The sequence below is a fragment of the Pontivivens nitratireducens genome, assembly GCF_011290545.1.
In the GTDB taxonomy this organism is placed as follows: domain Bacteria; phylum Pseudomonadota; class Alphaproteobacteria; order Rhodobacterales; family Rhodobacteraceae; genus Pontivivens; species Pontivivens nitratireducens.
Map to the genome: position 1 here is coordinate 371526 of NZ_CP049811.1, position 18217 is coordinate 389742.

Genomic DNA, 18217 nt, shown 5'->3' on the forward strand with positions numbered 1-18217 from the left:
CACACCGAAAACCCTTCGCCATATCCCCGTCGCACCGCACCCCCTGCAATTTCATGGCAAAGGCGTGACAATCCCCCCCGCAGCGGATAAAAGGAAGGCCACAATATAAGGGATTTCGGACATGGCGGACACACCCGCGAACCAGAGCGACTACGGCGCGGATTCCATCAAGGTTCTCAGAGGCTTGGAGGCCGTCCGCAAACGCCCCGGCATGTATATCGGCGACACGGACGACGGATCGGGCCTGCACCACATGGTGTACGAGGTCGTGGACAACGGCATTGATGAGGCACTGGCAGGCCATGCCGACGAGGTTCGCGTGACCTTGCATGAGGACAGCTCCGTTTCCGTCAGCGACAACGGACGGGGAATTCCCGTCGGCTTGCATGAGGAAGAAGGCGTCTCCGCGGCCGAGGTCATCATGACCCAGCTGCATGCCGGCGGTAAATTCGACAGCAATTCCTACAAGGTCTCAGGCGGTCTGCACGGCGTCGGCGTCTCGGTCGTCAACGCGCTCAGCGATTGGCTGGAGCTGCGCATCTGGCGTGAGGGGTACGAGCATGTCGCCCGCTTCGAGCATGGCGATACCGTCAAGCACCTCGAACGGCTGGGCCCGACAGACCGCACCGGGACCGAGGTCAGGTTCCTCGCCTCGACCCAGACCTTCTCGAACTTGGACTACAAGTTTGCGACGCTGGAACACCGCTTGCGCGAACTGGCGTTCCTGAACTCCGGCGTTCGCATCACCGTTCGCGATGAGCGTGAGGTCGAACCGCTTGAAACCACACTGGAATATGAGGGGGGCGTACGGGAATTCGTCCGCTACCTCGACCGTTCCAAAACAGCGATGATCCCCGATCCGATCTTCATCGTGGGGGAGAAAGACGATATCGCGGTCGAGGTCGCGATGTGGTGGAACGACAGCTATCATGAGAACGTGCTGCCCTTCACCAACAACATTCCGCAGCGCGACGGCGGCACGCATATCGCGGGCTTTCGCGGCGCATTGACCCGCACGATCAACAGTTACGTTGCCTCCTCGGGCATCGCGAAGAAGGAAAAGGTCACGCTGACCGGTGACGACGCGCGTGAGGGGCTGACCTGCGTTCTGTCGGTCAAGGTGCCGGACCCGAAATTCTCCAGCCAGACCAAGGACAAGCTCGTCTCGTCCGAGGTGCGCCCCGCCGTCGAATCCCTGATGAACGAGAAGCTCTCCGAGTGGTTCGAGGAAAACCCGGCTGAGGCCCGCATGGTCGTCAGCAAGATCGTCGAGGCCGCCCAGGCGCGTGAGGCCGCGCGCAAGGCGCGCGAACTGACCCGCCGCAAAAGCCCGATGGATGTCAGCTACCTCGCGGGCAAGCTCAAGGATTGCTCGGAAAAGGATCCGTCCAAGACCGAACTGCTGCTGGTGGAGGGCGATTCCGCCGGTGGTTCCGCGACGCAGGGCCGTGATCGCGGCACGCAGGCCGTCCTGCCCCTGCGCGGCAAGATCCTGAATGTGGAACGCGCCCGTTTCGACCGGATGCTCGGCTCGCAGGAGATCGGCAACCTTGTGATGGCGCTCGGCACCGGGATCGGACGTGACGAGTTCAACATCGACAAGCTGCGCTATCACAAGATCATCATCATGACGGATGCAGACGTGGACGGCGCGCATATCCGCACGCTGCTGCTGACATTCTTCTACCGGCAGATGCCGCAACTGATCGAGAACGGTCACATCTACATCGCGCAGCCGCCGCTCTACAAGGTGGCGCGGGGCAAGTCCGAGGTATACCTCAAGGATCAGGCCGCGCTCGACGATTACCTGATCGACCAGGGCCTGAACGAGGCGACACTGGAACTCGCAACCGGTGAACAACGCTCCGGCGCCGATCTGGCGGAGGTCGTGCGCACGGCGCGTCAGGTGCGCAACATCGTCAACGCCTTCCCCACCCATGTGCCGCGCGTGGTGCTGGAACAGGCCGCGATCGCAGGTGCGCTGTTGCCCGAGAACATTCAGGGCGAACCGCAGGCCGCCGCCGACCGCGTGGCGGACCGGCTGAACCTGATCGCCCCCGATACGGAGCGCGGCTGGACCGGACGCCCGACACAGGACAGCGGCCTGCGGTTCTCCCGCGTTCTGCGCGGCGTCGAGGAAACCCGTACTCTGGAGGGCGGGGTCTTCCGCTCGGTCGAGGGGCGGCGTCTGGCCCAGATGACCGAGGCCTTGCAGGAAATCTATTCCGGCCCCGCCAAACTGCACCGCCGCGACAAGCACGCGACGGTCAACGCGCCCACCGAATTGCTCGACCTGGTGATCGCGGAGGGGGAGCGTGGCCTGAGTCTGCAACGCTACAAGGGTCTGGGCGAAATGAACCCCGACCAGCTGTGGGAAACCACGCTGGACGCCGACGCCCGCACCCTGTTGCAGGTCAAGATCGACCATCTGGACAGCGCGGACGAAATCTTCACCAAGCTGATGGGTGACGTGGTCGAACCGCGCCGCCTGTTCATTCAGGAAAACGCCCTGAGCGTCCAGAACCTCGATTTCTGATCGGGCTTTCCGGATCAGCCATGGCGACCTGAACGCGATTGAGGCCAGGTGATCGACGCAGTCGTGTCGGTCACCTGAGACGGACTTCAGCGCCGCCCCCCCGTGGATGTGCCAGCCAAGGCGGAACGACCTCTGGCTGCGCGAACAGCGCCGGACGAAAGGAACTGACCATGACAACCCAACCTCTTCTGATCGACATCGTATCGGACGTGATGTGCCCATGGTGCATTATCGGCTATCGCCAACTGGCCCGCGCGCTGGAGGAAACCGGCGTACCGCACGAGATTCACTGGCACCCGTTCGAACTGAACCCCGAAATGCCGGCCGAGGGGCAGAACATGCGCGAACATATCGTCGAGAAATATGGCGCCACGCCCGAACAATCGGAACAGAACCGGGCGCAGATGACAGCCTTGGGCGCGCAACTCGGCTTCGACTTCCGGTTCACGGAGGGATTTCGGATGCACAATACCTTCGTCGCCCATCAGTTGTTGCACTGGGCGGATCAGCAAGGTCGGAAGCACGATCTGAAGATGGCGCTGTTCACGGCGCATTTCACCGATCGGCGCGACCTGTCGGACAATACGGTGCTGGCGGACGTGGCGGGCGAAATCGGTCTTGACCGGGACGAAGCCCTCGCGGTGATGCAGGACCAGCGGTTCGCGCAGGTCGTGCGCGAACAGGAACAGTTCTGGATCAATCAGGGCATTACCGGTGTTCCCGCCGTGGTTCTGGACCGCAAGCATCTGGTCACGGGGGCGCAGGGCGTGGAAAACTACAGCGCCATCCTGCGCCAGGTGACTCAGGCAGAGGGCTGACCCCTGCCCGGCGAGGCCGCTGTCTGCGAAACAGCGGCTTTCGCGATCTCGCTTTCGGAACCGGTTAAGGCGGGCCGGAACCGGATGTACCCCTTTCGGCAATCCAGATCACTCGTACACTATCAGCGCCACCGCATTGCGGCCCTTCTTATCCATTCTGCGTAAGAAACGCTCCATGACCTTGCCCGTCGCCCGCGCCTGCCGCACAAATGGTAGGAACCACACGTGGAGGACCTGATGAACCGTTATCCCAGAGACATGCGTGGCCACGGCCAAACCCCGCCCCGAGCGAACTGGCCCCGCGATGCGCGGATCGCCGTGCAGTTCGTCATCAATTACGAGGAAGGTGGCGAGAACAACGTTCTGCACGGTGATGACGCCTCCGAGGCATTCCTGTCCGAAATCGTCGGCGCTACCCCATGGCCCGGCCAACGGCACTGGAACATGGAATCGGTTTACGAGTACGGCGCACGGGTCGGCTTCTGGCGCCTGCACCGGCTGTTCACCGCCATGAACGTTCCCGTCACGGTCTACGGCGTGGCAACGGCGCTGGCCCGGTCCCCCGAACAGGTCCGCGCAATGCAGGACGCGCAGTGGGAGATCGCCAGCCACGGTCTGAAATGGATCGAGTACAAGGACGCCGACCCCGAGGTCGAACGTGCCGACATGATGCAGGCGATCCGGCTGCATACCGAGGTGACGGGAACCCGCCCCACGGGGTGGTATATTGGGCGCTGCTCCGACAACACTGTGCGTCTGGCGGCGGAGGAAGGCGGTTTCGCCTATCTGGCAGATACCTATGCCGACGATGTGCCCTACTGGATGGAGTTGGACGCACATGACCAGCTGATCGTGCCCTATACGCTGGATGCCAACGACATGCGTTTCGCCACCCCGCAGGGGTTCAATTCCGGCGATCAGTTCTATTCATACCTCAAGGACAGTTTCGACTGCCTGCGCGCGGAGGGCGGGCGCATGATGTCCATCGGGCTGCACTGCCGTCTGATCGGGCGGCCAGGGCGGATAATGGCTCTCAAACGGTTCATCGAATATGCCAGCGGCTTCGACGATGTGTGGTTCGCACGTCGCATCGACATTGCCGAGCACTGGATGCGCCAGCACCCCCATATCCGGCGCGAGCGTCCCAGCCAGATGGACCGGGACACCTTCGTCGCGCGCTATGGCGGTGTTTTCGAGCATTCCGCCTGGATCGCCGAAGGCGCCCACGATCTGGAGCTTGGCCCCGCGCATGATAGCGCGATTGGACTGCACAATGCACTGGCCCGCGTCTTTCGCGCCGCGACGCCACAACAGCGCCTTGGCGTTCTGACCGCTCACCCCGATCTGGCGGGCAAGCTGGCCGCCGCAAAACGTCTGACGCAGGAAAGCACGGCGGAACAGGCCAGCGCCGGTCTGGACGCGCTGACCGACGCGGAGCGGGCGGAATTCACCGCCCTCAACGATGCCTATGTTGCGAAATTCGGCTTTCCCTTCATCATCGCCGTGCGCGACCACGACAAGGCCGGCATCCTAGCCGCCTTTCGCAGCCGCATCGACAATGACCGCGATACGGAATTCGCCACCGCGTGTACGCAGGTGGAGCGGATCGCGGAACTGCGTCTGGCCGAGATGCTGCCATGATAGTGGTGGAGCCGCTGAGCCAGACAGCCTTCGCCCCGTTCGGGGACGTGCTGGAGGTGGCGGGCAAGCCGGACAAGCTGATCAATCAGGGCCTGTGCGGGCGCTACCACGACCGCGCGGCCCTCGATTTCGGTGCTGGGCGCGCGGGGATCAGCCTGTTCGACGCGCAGCCGCGCAGCCTGCCCCACAGGCTCGACATGATGGAACGGCATCCGCTGGGATCGCAGGCCTTCATCCCGATGACCCACACCCCGTTTCTGGTAATCGTCGCGGCGGATGCGGGGGGGCGGCCCGATACGCCCCGCGCGTTCCTGACCCAGGCCGGCCAAGGCGTGAACTATCACCGCAACATATGGCACGGCGTGCTGACGCCGCTGCACGCCCCCGGCCTGTTCGCGGTGGTGGACCGGATCGGTGAGGGTGACAACCTTCAGGAGCACTGGTTCGACACGCCGCTGACCGTCACGACCTAGGCGAACCTCACCACAGCTTTCCGCGCGCTGTTACAGGCCACAGGCATTCGACGCGGCCATCGCGAATGCCGACATGCCAGTCGTGCAGGTTGCAGGTGGGATCACAATGTCCCGGCACCAGCCGCAGTTGATCCCCCACGCGCAACATGTTGAGCGGATCGGCCAGGCCGCCATGCTCATCCGAGGGTTGGTCATAGCTGACATCCGTCCGGCCCCAGACGGTCGGCACGCCACTTTCCATCGACATGGATTTCAGACCTGCGTCGCAGGTCGCACGTCCCGGCACCGCCGTGCTCATCACCTCGGACAGCACGAACAGCGCATGGCGAAACGGCTCCACCCCCGGACCGCCCCTTGCGCGGTAATCAGCATCCATGAAGATATACGACCCGCATTGCAGCTCGGTATAAAGCCCGCTCGACGCCTCCGCCGGATAGCTGCCGCTGCCCGCGCCGGTCACGCATGGGCAGTGAATGCCTGCTGTGGTCAGGGCGGCCAAGGCCTCCCTCACGGCGGCGGTGACGTTGCCCATCATTTCCGCGCGTTCCGTTTCCAGTGTCTGGTGCTGCGCCGCGCCGTTATAGGCCTGCAAGCCGCCGAAATGCAGGTTGGGCGCGGCAAGAATGGCCCCTGCCAGACGGGCCGCGTCGTGGGGTTGCACACCGCACCGTTTCTGCCCGACCTCGATCTCGACCAGCACTGTCAGCTGCGTTCCGGCGCTGTGACAGGCTCTCGACAGTTCTGCCACACCCTCCACATCATCCACGCAGACCGACATGTCGGCCTGCCCGGCCAGCTTTGCCAGCCGCGCGACCCTGGCCGCGCCGCGCACCTGGTTCGAGACCATGATATCTCTCAGACCCGTGTGCGGGCCAGCGTGCAGACCGGCGCGCACCATCGCCTCCGCCTCACTCACCTTCTGACAGCATATCCCCACGGCCCCGCCACGTGACATTTGTGCCTGTGCGATATCGGCGGATTTGTGGGTCTTGGAATGCACGCGCAACCGCAGACCCGAGGCCGCGGCGATGCCGCGCATCACCTTCAGATTGTGGTCAAACGCATCCAGATCGACGATCAGCGCGGGGGTCTGCACGTCCGCCTCGGCCATGCCGACACTGGCGGGAACGTCGTAGCCCGGCTCCACTACAGCGGCCTCAACGGCATGTGCCGGTTGACGTCCTTGTAGAGCAGATAGCGAAACCGACCCGGCCCGCCCGCATAGCACGATTGCGGGCAGAAGGCGCGCAACCACATGTAATCCCCGGCCTCGACCTCCACCCAATCGCGGTTCAGGCGGTAGACGGCCTTGCCCTCCAGCACGTAGAGGCCGTGTTCCATCACATGCGTCTCGGCAAAGGGGATGGTGCCCCCCGGCTCGAAGTTCACGATATTGACGTGCATGTCATGGCGCAGGTCACCCGGATCGACGAAGCGCGTCGTGGACCACGCGCCGTCAGTTCCCGGCATTTCGACCGTGGTGCCGTCGGCCTCACTCGTCACGAAGGCCGCCGCCGGTTCCAGACCCACGCCCGGCACCCACAACTTGCGCAACCAGTGGAAGGTCAGCGGGCCGCTTTCCCCCTTTACCGCCCAGTCGCAGCCCGGCGGCAGATAGGCGTAGCTGCCGGGCGCGATCGCATGGTCCTGCCCCGCCACCGTCAGCGTTCCAGTGCCGGCGACCACGAACAGGACACCCTGCGCATCCCCCTCCGGCTCCGGCGTGGTGGAGCCGCCGCCATCCGCGACCTCCATGATATAGTGGCTGAACGTCTCGGCGAAGCCGCTGAGCGGGCGGGCCAGCACCCACAGGCGCGTGTCGTGCCAACCGGGCAGATAGCTGGTGACGATATCGCGCTGCACCCCGTGCGGGATCACGGCATAGGCGGTGGTGAACATGGCGCGGTCCGTGCTCATCACGTTCTGTCCGGGCAATCCGGCGGGCGGGGTGGCGTAATCGGTCATCTGGCATCCTCGAACCACTGCGCGATCATGTCCCGCTCGGTCTGTTCCATATAGCTGACATTGGCGGGCGGCATCGCGTGGGTGACACCCGATTGCAGATAGATCTCGCGGGCGCGTGTGGCGATTTGCGTGTCCGTCTCCAGCATCACGCCCTTGGGTGCCCAGCGGATACCGTCATAGAACGGTTCCGCCGAATGGCACATGGAACAGCGGCCGCGCACGGTGTTGGCGACCGCCGCGAACTGCTCATGCTGCATGAAGCCTTGCGCCCGCGCGGGAATGGCGGCGTTCGCCTCCGCCACGAAATCGGGCTCCGTGGACAGCCATGCCATGATCAGCACCAGGATGATCGTGACGGGCCAGGTCCAAGTCGGCTTGCCCGACCGCGCGTGTTGCGAGTTGAACCAGTGCCGGATCGTGACCCCGGCCAGGAACACCAGTGCTGCGATGATCCAGTTGTATTTCGTGCCGAACGCCAGCGGATAGTGATTGCTGAGCATCAGGAAGATTACCGGCAGCGTCAGGTAGTTGTTGTGGGTCGAGCGCAGCTTGGCGATCTTGCCGTATTTCGGATCGGGCTTGCGCCCTGCCTTCAGGTCCGCGACGACGATCCGCTGGTTGGGCATGATGATGGCAAAGACGTTTGCCGTCATGATTGTGGCGGTGAACGCCCCCAGATGCAGCAGCGCCGCGCGGCCCGTGAACACCTGATCGTATCCCCAGGCCATGACGACCAGCAGGCCAAACAGCAGGACCATCAGCGTGGTCGGACGCTCCCCCAGTTTCGACTTGCACAGAAAATCATAGATCACCCAGCCCACGGCCAGCGATCCCGCCGATAACAGGATCGCCTGCCACGTCGCCAGATCAGCCTTGGCCGGGTCGATCAGGTACAGTTCGGACCCCGCCCAATAGACCACTGCCAGCATCGCGACGCCCGACAACCAGGTGGCATAGCTCTCCCACTTGAACCAGGTCAGATGCTCGGGCATGGCCGAGGGGGCGACCAGATATTTCTGGATGTGGTAAAAGCCGCCGCCATGGACCTGCCATTCCTCACCATCCGCCGGGCCATCGATGTTGCGGTTCAGCCCCAGGTCGAGCGCGATGAAATAGAACGAGGACCCGATCCACGCGATCGCGGTGACGACGTGCAGCCAGCGCACGCTCAACGCCAGCCAGTCCCACATGATGGCAAATTCGTACATCTCAACTGCCCCGATAGGTGGAATAGCTGAACGGACTGACCAGCAGCGGAACGTGATAATGCTCCTCGGCACCCATGGTGAAGCGCAACGGCACCGTGTCCAGGAACCCCGTCGGCAATCCGTTCGCGGCCAGGTAATCCCCCACCGCGAATTCCAGCTCGTATTCCCCGGTGGCGAAGGCTTCGGCGGGCAGGATCTGCGCATCTGTGCGCCCGTCCGCATTGGTGGTCACGGTGGTCAGCACCACCCGTGCGCCGCCGGTCAGGCGGGTCAGGGTGATGCGCATTCCCGCTGCGGGCACGCCGCGCGCCGTGTCCAGCACATGTGTCGTCAGATATCCGCTCATCTCATCCTCCATCCTCGCACCATATGGACACAGCCCACGCCCCGACGGAAGATGCGGCGTGGCCAAAAACTGGAGAGATCATGCGCAGCATCGTCACCGCACCCGCCGCCATCCTGTCCGCGACCGCCAAACCGATAGAGGATTTCGCAACCCCGTGGTTATACGATCTGGTGGCGGACATGGCGCGCATCCGCCGCGCGATGGGCGGTGCCGGCATCGCCGCCCCGCAGGTGGGTGAGGGCGTGCGGTTGTTTCTGCTGGACGCCGCGCAACGCGATGGGACCGTTCTGTCGCGCCACGCGGGCATCGAGCGGCTGGTGGTCGCGAACCCCTGCATCATCCGCCATGAGGGGCAGCCCGTCACCGGGGCGGAGGGGTGCCTTTCCATCCCTTCGACCCTAGTGCCCGGGGGGCGCATCGACGTGCACAGGTCGCCCCGGATCGTCTGGCGCGGATCGTCCCTGACCGGATCAGCGATCGGCGGCACGCTGGACGGTTTCGCGGCGCGGGCGTTTCAGCATGAGGTCGATCACCTCGATGGCATCCTCATCACGGATCACATCGTCGCAGGGCCGGAACGCCAGCCATAGTCCATCCGTTAGGATCACACGGGTCATATTCCGGCCCCTGAACGGAGGAATTGAGAATGAAAGATTTGAACAACTATTCGATTGCGATCCTGGCCACCAACGGGTTCGAACAAGTCGAACTGACCGTCCCCCTCGAAAAATTCCGCGAAGCAGGCGCGACCGTGCACGTGGTCAGCCCCGAGCAAGATTCGATCAAGGGTTGGGACGAGGATCACTGGGGCGACACCGTTCCCGTGGACAAGGGTCTGTCGGCCGCTAATCCCGGCGATTACGACGCCCTGGTCCTGCCGGGCGGTCAGATCAATCCCGATATTCTGCGCACGAACGGCGATGCGATAAAATTCATCGAAGCCTTCGCCAAGGCAGACAAACCCGTCGCCGCGATTTGCCATGCGCCGTGGCTGCTGATTGAGGCCGGACTGGCCGAGGGGCGCATGCTGACATCCTTCCCCTCCATCCGCACCGACCTGCGCAATGCCGGCGCGAATGTGGTGGATCAGCCCGCCGTGACGGATCGAAACGTCATCACGTCGCGCAATCCCGACGATCTGGACGCATTCTGCGATACCATCGCCGATGCCTTGACTCGTACGGGCGGCCAAGCAACTTAAATCGGCCAAACAACTTAAAAACGAACCATACGCGGGTCGTTGCGTTGCTTGAACTGCAACGACCCGGCGTTATGCCGTGGTCAACCGACTTACAGGACGCCAGATGACACGCACCCCCCTAGCAGGACCGATCCTTTTCGCACGCGATGTTGATAGGGTGCGCTACCAGATCAGCGTGATCCTAGTGCACGAAGATGGGGGCCCCCTGCCGGAAATCGCGGCTGAGGGGGATGATCCTGCGCAGGTTGAAATATTGTGGTCCGGGCACGGCCGCGTCATATACCGTGCCGATCTGACCCTGCCGGTTGCATCAAAAACGTCCTATCGTGTGGACGAAACCTCTTATCAGGTCTGCACCGATCTGACCGGGGACGCGAACATCGCCTATGTCTCATGCAACGGGGAGGAGGACGAGGACGCCGATTGGCCGGTGGAGCATCGCGACGCCCTCTGGTCACGCCTCGCCCGGGATCACGAGGCCACGCCCTTCGGTCTGTTCCTGCATGGCGGCGATCAGATCTACGCGGATGATATCCTCGCCTCCCACCCCAAAATCGTGGAATGGGAAGAGGCCGAGCCTGAGGAAAAGTCCACCTTCGAGTGGACCGACGACATGCAGCAAAAGGCGGAAAAGCATCTGCTGAACCGCTATATCGACCTCTACGCGCACCCCGCAATCGCGCACATGCTGGCCCGCGTGCCATCCGTGATGATGTGGGACGATCACGACATCTTCGATGGATATGGCAGCCATCCCGCCCCCAAGCAGAACAGCCCGGTCGGGCAGGGTCTGTTCGAAATCGCCCAACGCATGTTCAACCTGTTCCAACGGGGCGCGGCAGAGAATATCGCCCCTGTCGGCGCGGGGGTGAAGCTGGACGCGCCCGGATTTTCCGTCATCGCGCCGGATCTGCGCACCGCCCGCACGCCGGAGCGGGTGATGAACGACGCCGGATGGGAGTGGTTCGATCAGGTCATGCTCAAACGCCGTGACGGCAATCATTGCCTGGTGATGTCGTCGGTTCCCGCGCTCGGTCCCCGGCTCAGCTGGGTGGAATTCATGATCGACACCTTCTGGCCCGGCGTGAACCAGTACGAGGACGACCTGCGCGACCAGTGGCAAAGCCGCGCTCACCGCGAGGAATGGAAACGCTTCCTCGGCATCATGGTGCGGGAGGTGGAGCAGAACGACCAACCGGTGACGCTGCTCTCAGGGGAAATCCACGTGGCCACCCGTGCGACGATGAAGCTGAAATCCGGCAGTGTGATCCATCAGCTCGTCTCATCGGGGATCAGCCATACCCCGCCCGGTACGGGTTACGCGCGCACATTGGGTGCGCTGGCCATTTTCGGTGAAGACCCGCTGTCAGGCTATCCGATCACCATTCGCCCCCCTGCGGGCCAACGCAACCGCTACGTTTCGCAACGCAATTATTTGCGCATTCGTCGCCGGGGTGAGGATTGGACCGCGGAATGGGAATTCGAGGATGACGGCGCCTCGCCCCCACTGGCGCTGTCCTGAGGGGCATTTGCTTGCCACAATAAGGAAGGCTCAGGCACGGCGGGACAGTTGTACCGCCAGAATGCCAGCCATGATGACCACCACGCCCAGCATGTCGGTCAGGCCCAGTGCCTCACCCAGGATAAGGCTGGCAATGGCGACGCCCAGAAACGGGTTGAGGAAATGGAACGTCGCGGCCCGCGTGGCGCCTATCCGGTTCACCAGCATGAACCAGGTGATCGTTGCCAGCAGTCCCGGCACCAGCGTCGTATAGGTGAATGCCACGATCAGCTGCCACTGCCAGTCGATGATCCACGGTTCCGTGGCCAGGCTCAGCGGCAACAACACGGCGGAGCCGACCAGCATCTGCAATCCCACCACCATGATCACGTTATCCCCCGAGGATGCGCCCTGCACCAGCAATGTCGCGAGGGTCAGGGCCAGCACCGCACACACGATGATGAGGACACCGGTCACGTCCGCGCCGCCATCCAGCCGCGCGCCCATGATCAGCAAGACTCCGGCCAGCCCCGCGAACAGACCCAGCGTCGCCATCGCACCCAACCGCTCCCCCCGCAACGCATTCGCGCCGGCGACCAGCAGCGGCAGCAGGCTGGCAATGATGACGGCCAGCGAGGCGTCGATAACCTGCGCGGCGTAGAAGTTTCCGCCCAGATAGATCACGTTTTGCAAGACGCCAAACGCGGCCAGCGCGGCCCATTGCCTGCGGCTCAATCGCGCCCGCTGGCCCATCGCCCACGCAATGCCGACCGCCAGCAGGCCCGAAATCAGGAACCGCACCCCCAAAATGGCGAAGGGCGGCGCATAGGCCACCGCCACTTTGGCCGAGGTGAACGCCGAGGACCACATCAGCGCGAAGCCGCAGCCCATCATCAAAGCTCTGAAATCCACGCGCATCACCTTTCCGTCCAGCGAGGGCTCGCTTATCACGGACGCATCAAATCGTCGTCGCCAAAATAGTGAGGGGCACAATGCAGGTACATGACGCCATCGCCGCCCGCCGGTCCACCCGGGCCTTTCTGGACAACCCTGTGGACACCTCCCACCTGACCCGTCTGATCGAGCAGGCCGCCGGTGCGCCTTCGGGGGGGAACCTGCAACCATGGCATGTGCATCTGCTGAACGGTGAGGGCATGACCCGGTTTCGCACCATGATGGAACCGCGGCTGGATGCCGGTCAGGTCGAAGCAACCGAATATCCAATATATCCAGACTCCCTGAGCGAACCCTACCGCACGCGCCGTTTTGCCGTGGGGGAACAGATGTATGACCGCCTTGGCATTCCGCGCACGGACAAGGCCGCCCGCCTCGACTGGTTTCGCCGAAACTGGCGGTTTTTCGACGCCCCCGCCGGTCTGTTCCTGTTCGTGGATCGCGCAATGGGTGCGGCACAATGGTCCGACTTGGGCGGTTTTCTGCACGGCCTGATGCTGTTGCTGGTGGAGGACGGTCTGGCCTCCTGCCCGCAGGAGGCATGGGCGATGCAACATACCGCCGTCACCGAATTCTGCGGCGCGCCAGCCGATCACATGTTATTTTGCGGCCTGTCGATCGGAATACCGGACCCCAACCACCCGCTCGCCACGTTTCGAACGGAACGGGCACCTCTGACAGAATGGCTGACCCTGCATGAGTGAGAACCCCCGCGCCGTGATTTTCGACATCGGTAATGTTCTGATCCAGTGGCGACCGGAACGTCTCTATGCGCAACTGATGCCGGCAGAGGATATGGCCCGCTTCTTTGCGGAGGTGGACCCCCACCTGATGAATGACCGCATCGACCGGGGTGCCCCGTTTCGCGATACGATCTATGCCCATGCCGACGCGCATCCCGAATGGTCCGCGATGATCCGCCTGTGGCACGATCGCTGGATCGAGATGGCCAGCCCCGTGATCGACGGTTCCGTGTCGATCCTGCGTCAGCTTCGCGCATCGGGTGTGGCGTGCTATGCGCTCAGCAATTTCGGGGTCGAAAGCTTCGCCTATGCCGAAACGCATTATCCCCTGCTGGCGGAATTCGACCACCGCTACATCTCGGGCCATATGCGCACAGCGAAACCCGATGCCGAGATCTATCAGATGGTCGAGGCGGATTGCGGTCTGTCAGGGAACCAGTTGTTCTTCACCGATGATCGGGCCGACAATATCGAGGCGGCCGCCAGCCGTGGTTGGCAGACACATCTGTTCACCGACCCCACCAGCCTGCGTGCGGCGTTGACCCGGGCAGGTTTGCCGGTTCAGTAGGCCCAACCATAGGTCAGATAGGCCGCGTTCTTGCCCGGGTTGTCGTCATACAGACCCCCGTTCGAGATATGTGCGTAGGACAGACCCAAACGCCCCTGTCCCGCCGCGACCGACACGCCCAGCCTGCTGCGAATCTCGACCGGACCGCCCAGTTCGGTGTCACTCGTCCCGGCCTCGTACAGACCCGGCATGATGCTCAGCGACAGTCGCACCGCATCGAAATCGCGTTGAGCGTGCAGGCCGGCGCCGGCCCAGACGTCGCCGTCGGCGTCCACCTCGAACCCTGCGCCCCATCCGTAATCGAACCCGGCAAAGGTTCCGCGCGGCGCGTCTGTCCAGACACCCTCCAGCGAAGCGGCCTGCTGTTCATCGCTGGAATACGCCCCATCCGTTCCCAGACCGAACGTCCAGTTTTGAGCACTTGCAGCGGATGCTGCGACCGAGGTCGCAAAGCCCAGCACTGCAATAAAATGTAGTGTCTTCATGTCGTGTCCTCCGATGAATCGGAATTAGAAGTGGCCCGAGGGACTTCAACGGAGAATTTCGCCGTTCCTGCGGGACTTGCACCAATGCCCTGTTCGCACTAAGCCCCCTCAATCCCCCATATTGGTGGGAGAGGTCTTCCGCGACCCTCTATAAAAAACGGAAAGGATCACTCATGTCCCGTGGATTTTTCATTGGCGTGGCCGCCATGGCCGCCGTTGTCGTCGCATCGAACATTCTGGTGCAGCACCTTCTGGGTGATTGGCTTACCTGGGGTGCGTTTACCTATCCGGTGGCGTTTCTGATCACCGATCTGACGAACCGCTTTCTGGGCCGCGATGCCGCGGGCCGCGTCGTGATCGTGGGCTTTGCCGTCGGCGTCATCTGTTCGTTGATCGCAAGCCAGATACAGGGGGAATTCGGCCCCCTGGTCACATTGCGCATCGCGCTGGGATCGGGGATCGCGTTCATCGTGGCGCAACTGGTGGACGTGGCGATCTTCGACAGGCTGCGGGCGCGTGAATGGTGGCGGGCGCCGCTGGCCTCCACGCTGATCGGTTCCGCGCTCGACACCGCGATCTTCTTCGGCATCGCGTTTTCGGCCCTGTTCGTGTTCCTCGATCCCGGGCAGCCGAACGCTTGGGCGCGCGAGGCTGTCCCCCTGCTGGGCGTCGGGCCGGTTCTGCCTTTGTGGATCAGCCTCGCCGTGGCCGACTTCGCGGTGAAGCTGTCATTGGCGGCTGTGGCGCTGATCCCGTTCCGCATCGCGGTGCGGCAGGTCGAGACTTGATTTATCCACAAGATATGGCAGGCTCCTCCCTGAACGTAACAACAGAAAGGAGGTGACCTGATGTCGAGTGAGATGCAGGAGCATGTGGTCGGGTTCAAGTGCGAGGCTGTTGGCTGAAGGGGCAGCCCCCATCAGCGTCCTTTCGCTCAGGTCAGTGACCTCCGGTCATTCGCCCCAGCTCACGAATTCAGATATGGAAGGGGGCCGCACGATGTGGCCCCTTTCTCTTTGCGGGGAAAACCGGATGATCGTCATCAATGACAAGATAACGTTGCAGGACTGGGAGCTGACGGAACAGTTCGTCCGGTCCTCCGGTCCCGGTGGGCAGAACGTCAACAAGGTCTCGACAGCGGTGGAATTGCGGTTCGAGGCGGAACGCTCCCCCAATCTGCCGGGCGATGTTAAGGCGCGCCTGCGCCGGGCCGCGGGGCGCAAATGGACCAAGGACGGCGCGCTCATCATCACGGCCGAGAAACACCGCTCGCAGGCGATGAACCGTGAGGAGGCGGAAAAGAAGCTGATCGACATGATCCGCGCCGCCCTTCACCGCCCCAAGCGACGCATCCCGACCAAGCCGACCCGCGCCAGTCAGCGCCGCCGGATCGAGGCGAAGAAAGCGACCGGCCAGAAAAAGGCGCTGCGCGGCTCCGTCGATCCGGAATAAACCCGCTTTCACTTTCCCCAAATATCCCCGCCGGAGGCATCATTACCTCAACCGCAAGGCCAGCGGTACCAGCGCCGTTAGCACGAACAGGCGCAAGACATGATGCGCCGCGACAAAGGCCGGATCCGCGTCCAGCAACACCGCCATCGCGGCCATCGTCTCCACCCCTCCGGGGGCGAAGGCGATCAGCACCTGCATCGTGGGCAGATCGGTCAGCCACGCCACCATGAACGCCCCGATGATCGCGATACCTACCGACAGGCCGGTCAGAACGACCGATGCGCCCAGCGCGGAGCGCAGAACCGCCCAGCGCGCCCCGTCAAAGCGGGTGCCGATCAGCGTCCCCATCACGCCGAACGCAGGCAGGGCCAGCCATCCCGGCACGCCGCCGTGGATCAATCCGATGCCGTGGGCGAAGGACGACACGAACATGCCGCCCAGCAACAGTGCCGCCGGCACGCCCAGACGGGCCAGGATCATACCGCTCACGCCCGATGCCAGAATGCACAGCGCCAGCGGGATTAGGGCCAGCGGGGCAACGGGCAGGGAAGGTGTTCCGACCTGACCGCCCATAACCACCACCACCGGCACGAGGAGGGTCAGCGCCAGCAATCGCAGGCTCTGCACTACGGTGACGAAGCCGATATCGGCCCGCATCTCCACCCCCAACCCCAGGACGTAGCTCAGATGGCCGGGGGATGCGGCCAGAACGGATGTGCGCCAGTCCTTGCCGAACAGCCACGCCACCGCCGCGGCCCCGGCCACCAGGATCGCGGCCACAACAACGATCAGAAACGCGATGCTGGCGGGCCAGGTGCGCACCGCTTGCAACGTTTCGGGCGTGACGCCTGCGCCCATACCGATCCCAATGATGACGAATGCACTGTCGCGCAACCAGACGGGCATGTGCATCCGCTGACCCGACACTGCAGCTATGGTCACGCTGATCGCTGGTCCCATCAACATGGGTGCGGGCAAACCCACCAGCCATGCTGCCACCCCGCCAATCGCCCCGATCACCAGCGCCCTGATGGTGCGCACTGCCTCGTCCTGCATGCTGCCTCCTGCCTTTGGCGTGATCTTATCCATCTCTCGCGACCGCGCCAATCAGTGCTTTGTACCGATTGCGCCCCTTGCCGAGCGGTCTGAATTCGCTCAGTTTGTCGCAAACGGATACAAGGAGTTGTTCCATGAAAACCCGCGCAGCCATTGCCATTCAGGCAGGCAAGCCCCTCGAAGTCACCGAGGTCAACCTAGACGGCCCCCGCCATGGTGAGGTGCTGGTCGAGATCATGGCGACCGGCATCTGCCATACCGATGAATTCACCCGCTCCGGCGCGGATCCAGAAGGGATCTTTCCCGCCATTCTGGGGCATGAGGGCGCAGGCATCGTGCGTGAAATCGGCCCCGGCGTCACCTCGCTGAAGGTCGGCGATCACGTGATCCCGCTCTACACCCCCGAATGTCGCGAATGCGAGTACTGCCTGAACCCCAAGACGAACCTGTGCCAATCCGTGCGCACGACGCAGGGTCAGGGCCTGATGCCTGACGGAACCTCCCGCTTCAGCACACTGGATGGTGACCCGATCTTTCACTACATGGGCACGTCCACCTTCTCGAACTTCACGGTGATGCCGGAAATCGCGGCTGCGAAAATACGCAAGGACGCGCCCTTCGACATGGTGTGCTATATCGGCTGCGGCGTCACCACCGGCATCGGCGCAGTCATCAACACCGCGAAGGTCGAGATCGGCTCGACCGCCATCGTTTTCGGGCTGGGCGGAATCGGGCTGAACGTGATCCAGGGCCTGCGACTGGCCGGTGCGGGTCAAATCGTCGGTGTGGACATCAACCCGTCCAAGGTCGAGATGGCCACCCGCTTCGGCATGACAGATTTCGTGAACCCGAAAGAGGTCGAGGGCGATCTGGTGCCCTATCTGGTGAACCTGACCAAGGGCGGCGCGGACTATACCTTTGACGCGACCGGCAACACGGACGTTATGCGCACCGCGCTGGAATCCGCGCACAAGGGCTGGGGCGAGTCGATCATCATCGGGGTCGCGGCCGCAGGCGCGGAGATTTCGACCCGCCCGTTCCAGCTTGTCACCGGGCGCTCATGGCGCGGCACGGCCTTCGGCGGCGCACGGGGCCGGACCGATGTGCCCAAGATCGTGGACTGGTACATGGACGGAAAGATCGAAATCGACCCGATGATCACGCACAAGCTGAAGCTGGATGAGATCAACCACGGTTTCGACCTGATGCATCAGGGCAAATCCATTCGAGCGGTCGTGGAATACTGATCCGACGCGCGGTCCCCCTCCAC

19 protein-coding genes are annotated in these 18217 nt (G+C 63.3%); 12 read left to right on the forward strand and 7 right to left on the reverse strand.

Annotation, left to right across the window (positions count from 1 at the left end; genetic code table 11):
* Positions 1 to 121 precede the first annotated feature (121 nt).
* The 4 genes from gyrB (at position 122) to G8E03_RS01820 (ending at position 5468) form a co-directional block, all read left to right on the forward strand.
* Entirely contained in the window at positions 122 to 2536 is a 2415-nt protein-coding gene (gene gyrB / locus G8E03_RS01805; protein WP_166187947.1) for a DNA topoisomerase (ATP-hydrolyzing) subunit B, read from the forward strand.
* A gap of 170 nt (positions 2537 to 2706) precedes the next feature.
* Complete coding sequence (locus G8E03_RS01810) at positions 2707 to 3354, forward strand: DsbA family oxidoreductase (protein WP_166187950.1); 648 nt, start codon at positions 2707 to 2709, stop codon at positions 3352 to 3354.
* 237 nt (positions 3355 to 3591) lie between these two features.
* Positions 3592 to 4995 carry an allantoinase PuuE gene (puuE, locus tag G8E03_RS01815; protein ID WP_166187953.1) on the forward strand — a complete coding sequence of 468 codons (1404 nt, stop codon included), beginning with the start codon at positions 3592 to 3594 and terminating at the stop codon, positions 4993 to 4995.
* Positions 4992 to 5468 (forward strand): ureidoglycolate lyase, encoded by a 477-nt coding sequence (locus G8E03_RS01820; protein WP_166187956.1) that lies wholly within the window; start codon positions 4992 to 4994, stop codon positions 5466 to 5468. Before puuE ends, G8E03_RS01820 begins: the two co-directional genes overlap by 4 nt.
* A 7-nt stretch (positions 5469 to 5475) precedes the next feature.
* Here the strand turns inward: G8E03_RS01820 and G8E03_RS01825 are convergent, their stop codons facing one another.
* The 4 genes from G8E03_RS01825 to uraH are packed head-to-tail and all read right to left on the reverse strand — an operon-like array spanning position 5476 to position 8987.
* Positions 5476 to 6615: a DSD1 family PLP-dependent enzyme gene (locus G8E03_RS01825; RefSeq protein ID WP_240910386.1), complete on the reverse strand. Its 1140-nt coding sequence runs from the start codon at positions 6613 to 6615 to the stop codon at positions 5476 to 5478.
* Complete coding sequence (locus tag G8E03_RS01830; RefSeq protein ID WP_166187960.1) at positions 6615 to 7433, reverse strand: bifunctional allantoicase/(S)-ureidoglycine aminohydrolase; 819 nt, start codon at positions 7431 to 7433, stop codon at positions 6615 to 6617. The genes G8E03_RS01825 and G8E03_RS01830 overlap by 1 nt, the downstream gene beginning before the upstream one ends.
* Positions 7430 to 8641 carry a urate hydroxylase PuuD gene (locus tag G8E03_RS01835; protein ID WP_166187963.1) on the reverse strand — a complete coding sequence of 404 codons (1212 nt, stop codon included), beginning with the start codon at positions 8639 to 8641 and terminating at the stop codon, positions 7430 to 7432. The genes G8E03_RS01830 and G8E03_RS01835 overlap by 4 nt, the downstream gene beginning before the upstream one ends.
* 1 nt (position 8642) lies before the next feature.
* On the reverse strand, positions 8643 to 8987 hold the full coding sequence (uraH, locus tag G8E03_RS01840) for a hydroxyisourate hydrolase (protein ID WP_166187966.1): 345 nt from the start codon (positions 8985 to 8987) through the stop codon (positions 8643 to 8645).
* A gap of 80 nt (positions 8988 to 9067) precedes the next feature.
* On the opposite strand from uraH, the gene G8E03_RS01845 reads away from it, so the two are divergent.
* The 3 genes from G8E03_RS01845 (at position 9068) to G8E03_RS01855 (ending at position 11710) form a co-directional block, all read left to right on the forward strand.
* Positions 9068 to 9577 (forward strand): peptide deformylase, encoded by a 510-nt coding sequence (locus G8E03_RS01845; protein WP_166187969.1) that lies wholly within the window; start codon positions 9068 to 9070, stop codon positions 9575 to 9577.
* 56 nt (positions 9578 to 9633) lie between these two features.
* The gene (locus tag G8E03_RS01850; protein WP_166187971.1) at positions 9634 to 10188 is read left to right on the forward strand and encodes a type 1 glutamine amidotransferase domain-containing protein; all 555 of its coding nucleotides are present in this window, start codon (positions 9634 to 9636) and stop codon (positions 10186 to 10188) included.
* Positions 10189 to 10291: 103 nt separating this feature from the next.
* Positions 10292 to 11710, forward strand: coding sequence for an alkaline phosphatase D family protein (locus G8E03_RS01855; RefSeq protein WP_166187974.1), 1419 nt, complete (start codon positions 10292 to 10294; stop codon positions 11708 to 11710).
* Between the two features lie 30 nt (positions 11711 to 11740).
* On the opposite strand, the gene G8E03_RS01860 is transcribed toward G8E03_RS01855, so the two are convergent.
* Positions 11741 to 12601, reverse strand: a complete 861-nt coding sequence (locus G8E03_RS01860; RefSeq protein ID WP_166193755.1) for a DMT family transporter — start codon at positions 12599 to 12601, stop codon at positions 11741 to 11743.
* An 80-nt stretch (positions 12602 to 12681) separates the two neighbouring features.
* Here G8E03_RS01860 and G8E03_RS01865 point away from each other — a divergent pair, with 80 nt between their 5' ends.
* Both G8E03_RS01865 and G8E03_RS01870 read left to right on the forward strand, forming a co-directional pair.
* On the forward strand, positions 12682 to 13347 hold the full coding sequence (locus G8E03_RS01865; RefSeq protein ID WP_166187977.1) for a nitroreductase: 666 nt from the start codon (positions 12682 to 12684) through the stop codon (positions 13345 to 13347).
* On the forward strand, positions 13340 to 13954 hold the full coding sequence (locus G8E03_RS01870) for an HAD family hydrolase (RefSeq protein ID WP_166187981.1): 615 nt from the start codon (positions 13340 to 13342) through the stop codon (positions 13952 to 13954). Before G8E03_RS01865 ends, G8E03_RS01870 begins: the two co-directional genes overlap by 8 nt.
* Here the strand turns inward: G8E03_RS01870 and G8E03_RS01875 are convergent.
* Positions 13948 to 14439, reverse strand: a complete 492-nt coding sequence (locus G8E03_RS01875) for an acyloxyacyl hydrolase (RefSeq protein ID WP_166187984.1) — start codon at positions 14437 to 14439, stop codon at positions 13948 to 13950. The genes G8E03_RS01870 and G8E03_RS01875 overlap by 7 nt on opposite strands.
* A gap of 173 nt (positions 14440 to 14612) precedes the next feature.
* On the opposite strand from G8E03_RS01875, the gene G8E03_RS01880 reads away from it, so the two are divergent.
* Entirely contained in the window at positions 14613 to 15227 is a 615-nt protein-coding gene (locus tag G8E03_RS01880; RefSeq protein WP_166187987.1) for a queuosine precursor transporter, read from the forward strand.
* A 244-nt stretch (positions 15228 to 15471) separates the two neighbouring features.
* Positions 15472 to 15891, forward strand: a complete 420-nt coding sequence (gene arfB / locus G8E03_RS01885) for an alternative ribosome rescue aminoacyl-tRNA hydrolase ArfB (RefSeq protein ID WP_166187992.1) — start codon at positions 15472 to 15474, stop codon at positions 15889 to 15891.
* Positions 15892 to 15933: 42 nt separating this feature from the next.
* Here the strand turns inward: arfB and G8E03_RS01890 are convergent, their stop codons facing one another.
* On the reverse strand, positions 15934 to 16947 hold the full coding sequence (locus G8E03_RS01890) for an AbrB family transcriptional regulator (RefSeq protein WP_166187995.1): 1014 nt from the start codon (positions 16945 to 16947) through the stop codon (positions 15934 to 15936).
* A gap of 134 nt (positions 16948 to 17081) precedes the next feature.
* Between G8E03_RS01890 and G8E03_RS01895 the strand changes: the two genes are divergently transcribed.
* Complete coding sequence (locus G8E03_RS01895) at positions 17082 to 18194, forward strand: S-(hydroxymethyl)glutathione dehydrogenase/class III alcohol dehydrogenase (RefSeq protein WP_166187998.1); 1113 nt, start codon at positions 17082 to 17084, stop codon at positions 18192 to 18194.
* Positions 18195 to 18217 lie beyond the last annotated feature (23 nt).

Bases quoted from the DNA above. Each gene is read 5' to 3' on its own strand.
- arfB (WP_166187992.1), top strand. From the start codon at position 15,472: ATGATCGTCATCAATGACAAGATAACGTTGCAGGACTGGGAGCTGACG.
- G8E03_RS01875 (WP_166187984.1), bottom strand. From the start codon at position 14,439: ATGAAGACACTACATTTTATTGCAGTGCTGGGCTTTGCGACCTCGGTC.
- G8E03_RS01890 (WP_166187995.1), bottom strand. From the start codon at position 16,947: ATGCAGGACGAGGCAGTGCGCACCATCAGGGCGCTGGTGATCGGGGCG.
- G8E03_RS01835 (WP_166187963.1), bottom strand. From the start codon at position 8,641: ATGTACGAATTTGCCATCATGTGGGACTGGCTGGCGTTGAGCGTGCGC.
- G8E03_RS01880 (WP_166187987.1), top strand. From the start codon at position 14,613: ATGTCCCGTGGATTTTTCATTGGCGTGGCCGCCATGGCCGCCGTTGTC.
- uraH (WP_166187966.1), bottom strand. From the start codon at position 8,987: ATGAGCGGATATCTGACGACACATGTGCTGGACACGGCGCGCGGCGTG.
- puuE (WP_166187953.1), top strand. From the start codon at position 3,592: ATGAACCGTTATCCCAGAGACATGCGTGGCCACGGCCAAACCCCGCCC.
- G8E03_RS01810 (WP_166187950.1), top strand. From the start codon at position 2,707: ATGACAACCCAACCTCTTCTGATCGACATCGTATCGGACGTGATGTGC.
- G8E03_RS01850 (WP_166187971.1), top strand. From the start codon at position 9,634: ATGAAAGATTTGAACAACTATTCGATTGCGATCCTGGCCACCAACGGG.
- G8E03_RS01855 (WP_166187974.1), top strand. From the start codon at position 10,292: ATGACACGCACCCCCCTAGCAGGACCGATCCTTTTCGCACGCGATGTT.
- G8E03_RS01830 (WP_166187960.1), bottom strand. From the start codon at position 7,433: ATGACCGATTACGCCACCCCGCCCGCCGGATTGCCCGGACAGAACGTG.
- G8E03_RS01870 (WP_166187981.1), top strand. From the start codon at position 13,340: ATGAGTGAGAACCCCCGCGCCGTGATTTTCGACATCGGTAATGTTCTG.
- G8E03_RS01820 (WP_166187956.1), top strand. From the start codon at position 4,992: ATGATAGTGGTGGAGCCGCTGAGCCAGACAGCCTTCGCCCCGTTCGGG.
- G8E03_RS01895 (WP_166187998.1), top strand. From the start codon at position 17,082: ATGAAAACCCGCGCAGCCATTGCCATTCAGGCAGGCAAGCCCCTCGAA.
- gyrB (WP_166187947.1), top strand. From the start codon at position 122: ATGGCGGACACACCCGCGAACCAGAGCGACTACGGCGCGGATTCCATC.
- G8E03_RS01845 (WP_166187969.1), top strand. From the start codon at position 9,068: ATGCGCAGCATCGTCACCGCACCCGCCGCCATCCTGTCCGCGACCGCC.
- G8E03_RS01865 (WP_166187977.1), top strand. From the start codon at position 12,682: ATGCAGGTACATGACGCCATCGCCGCCCGCCGGTCCACCCGGGCCTTT.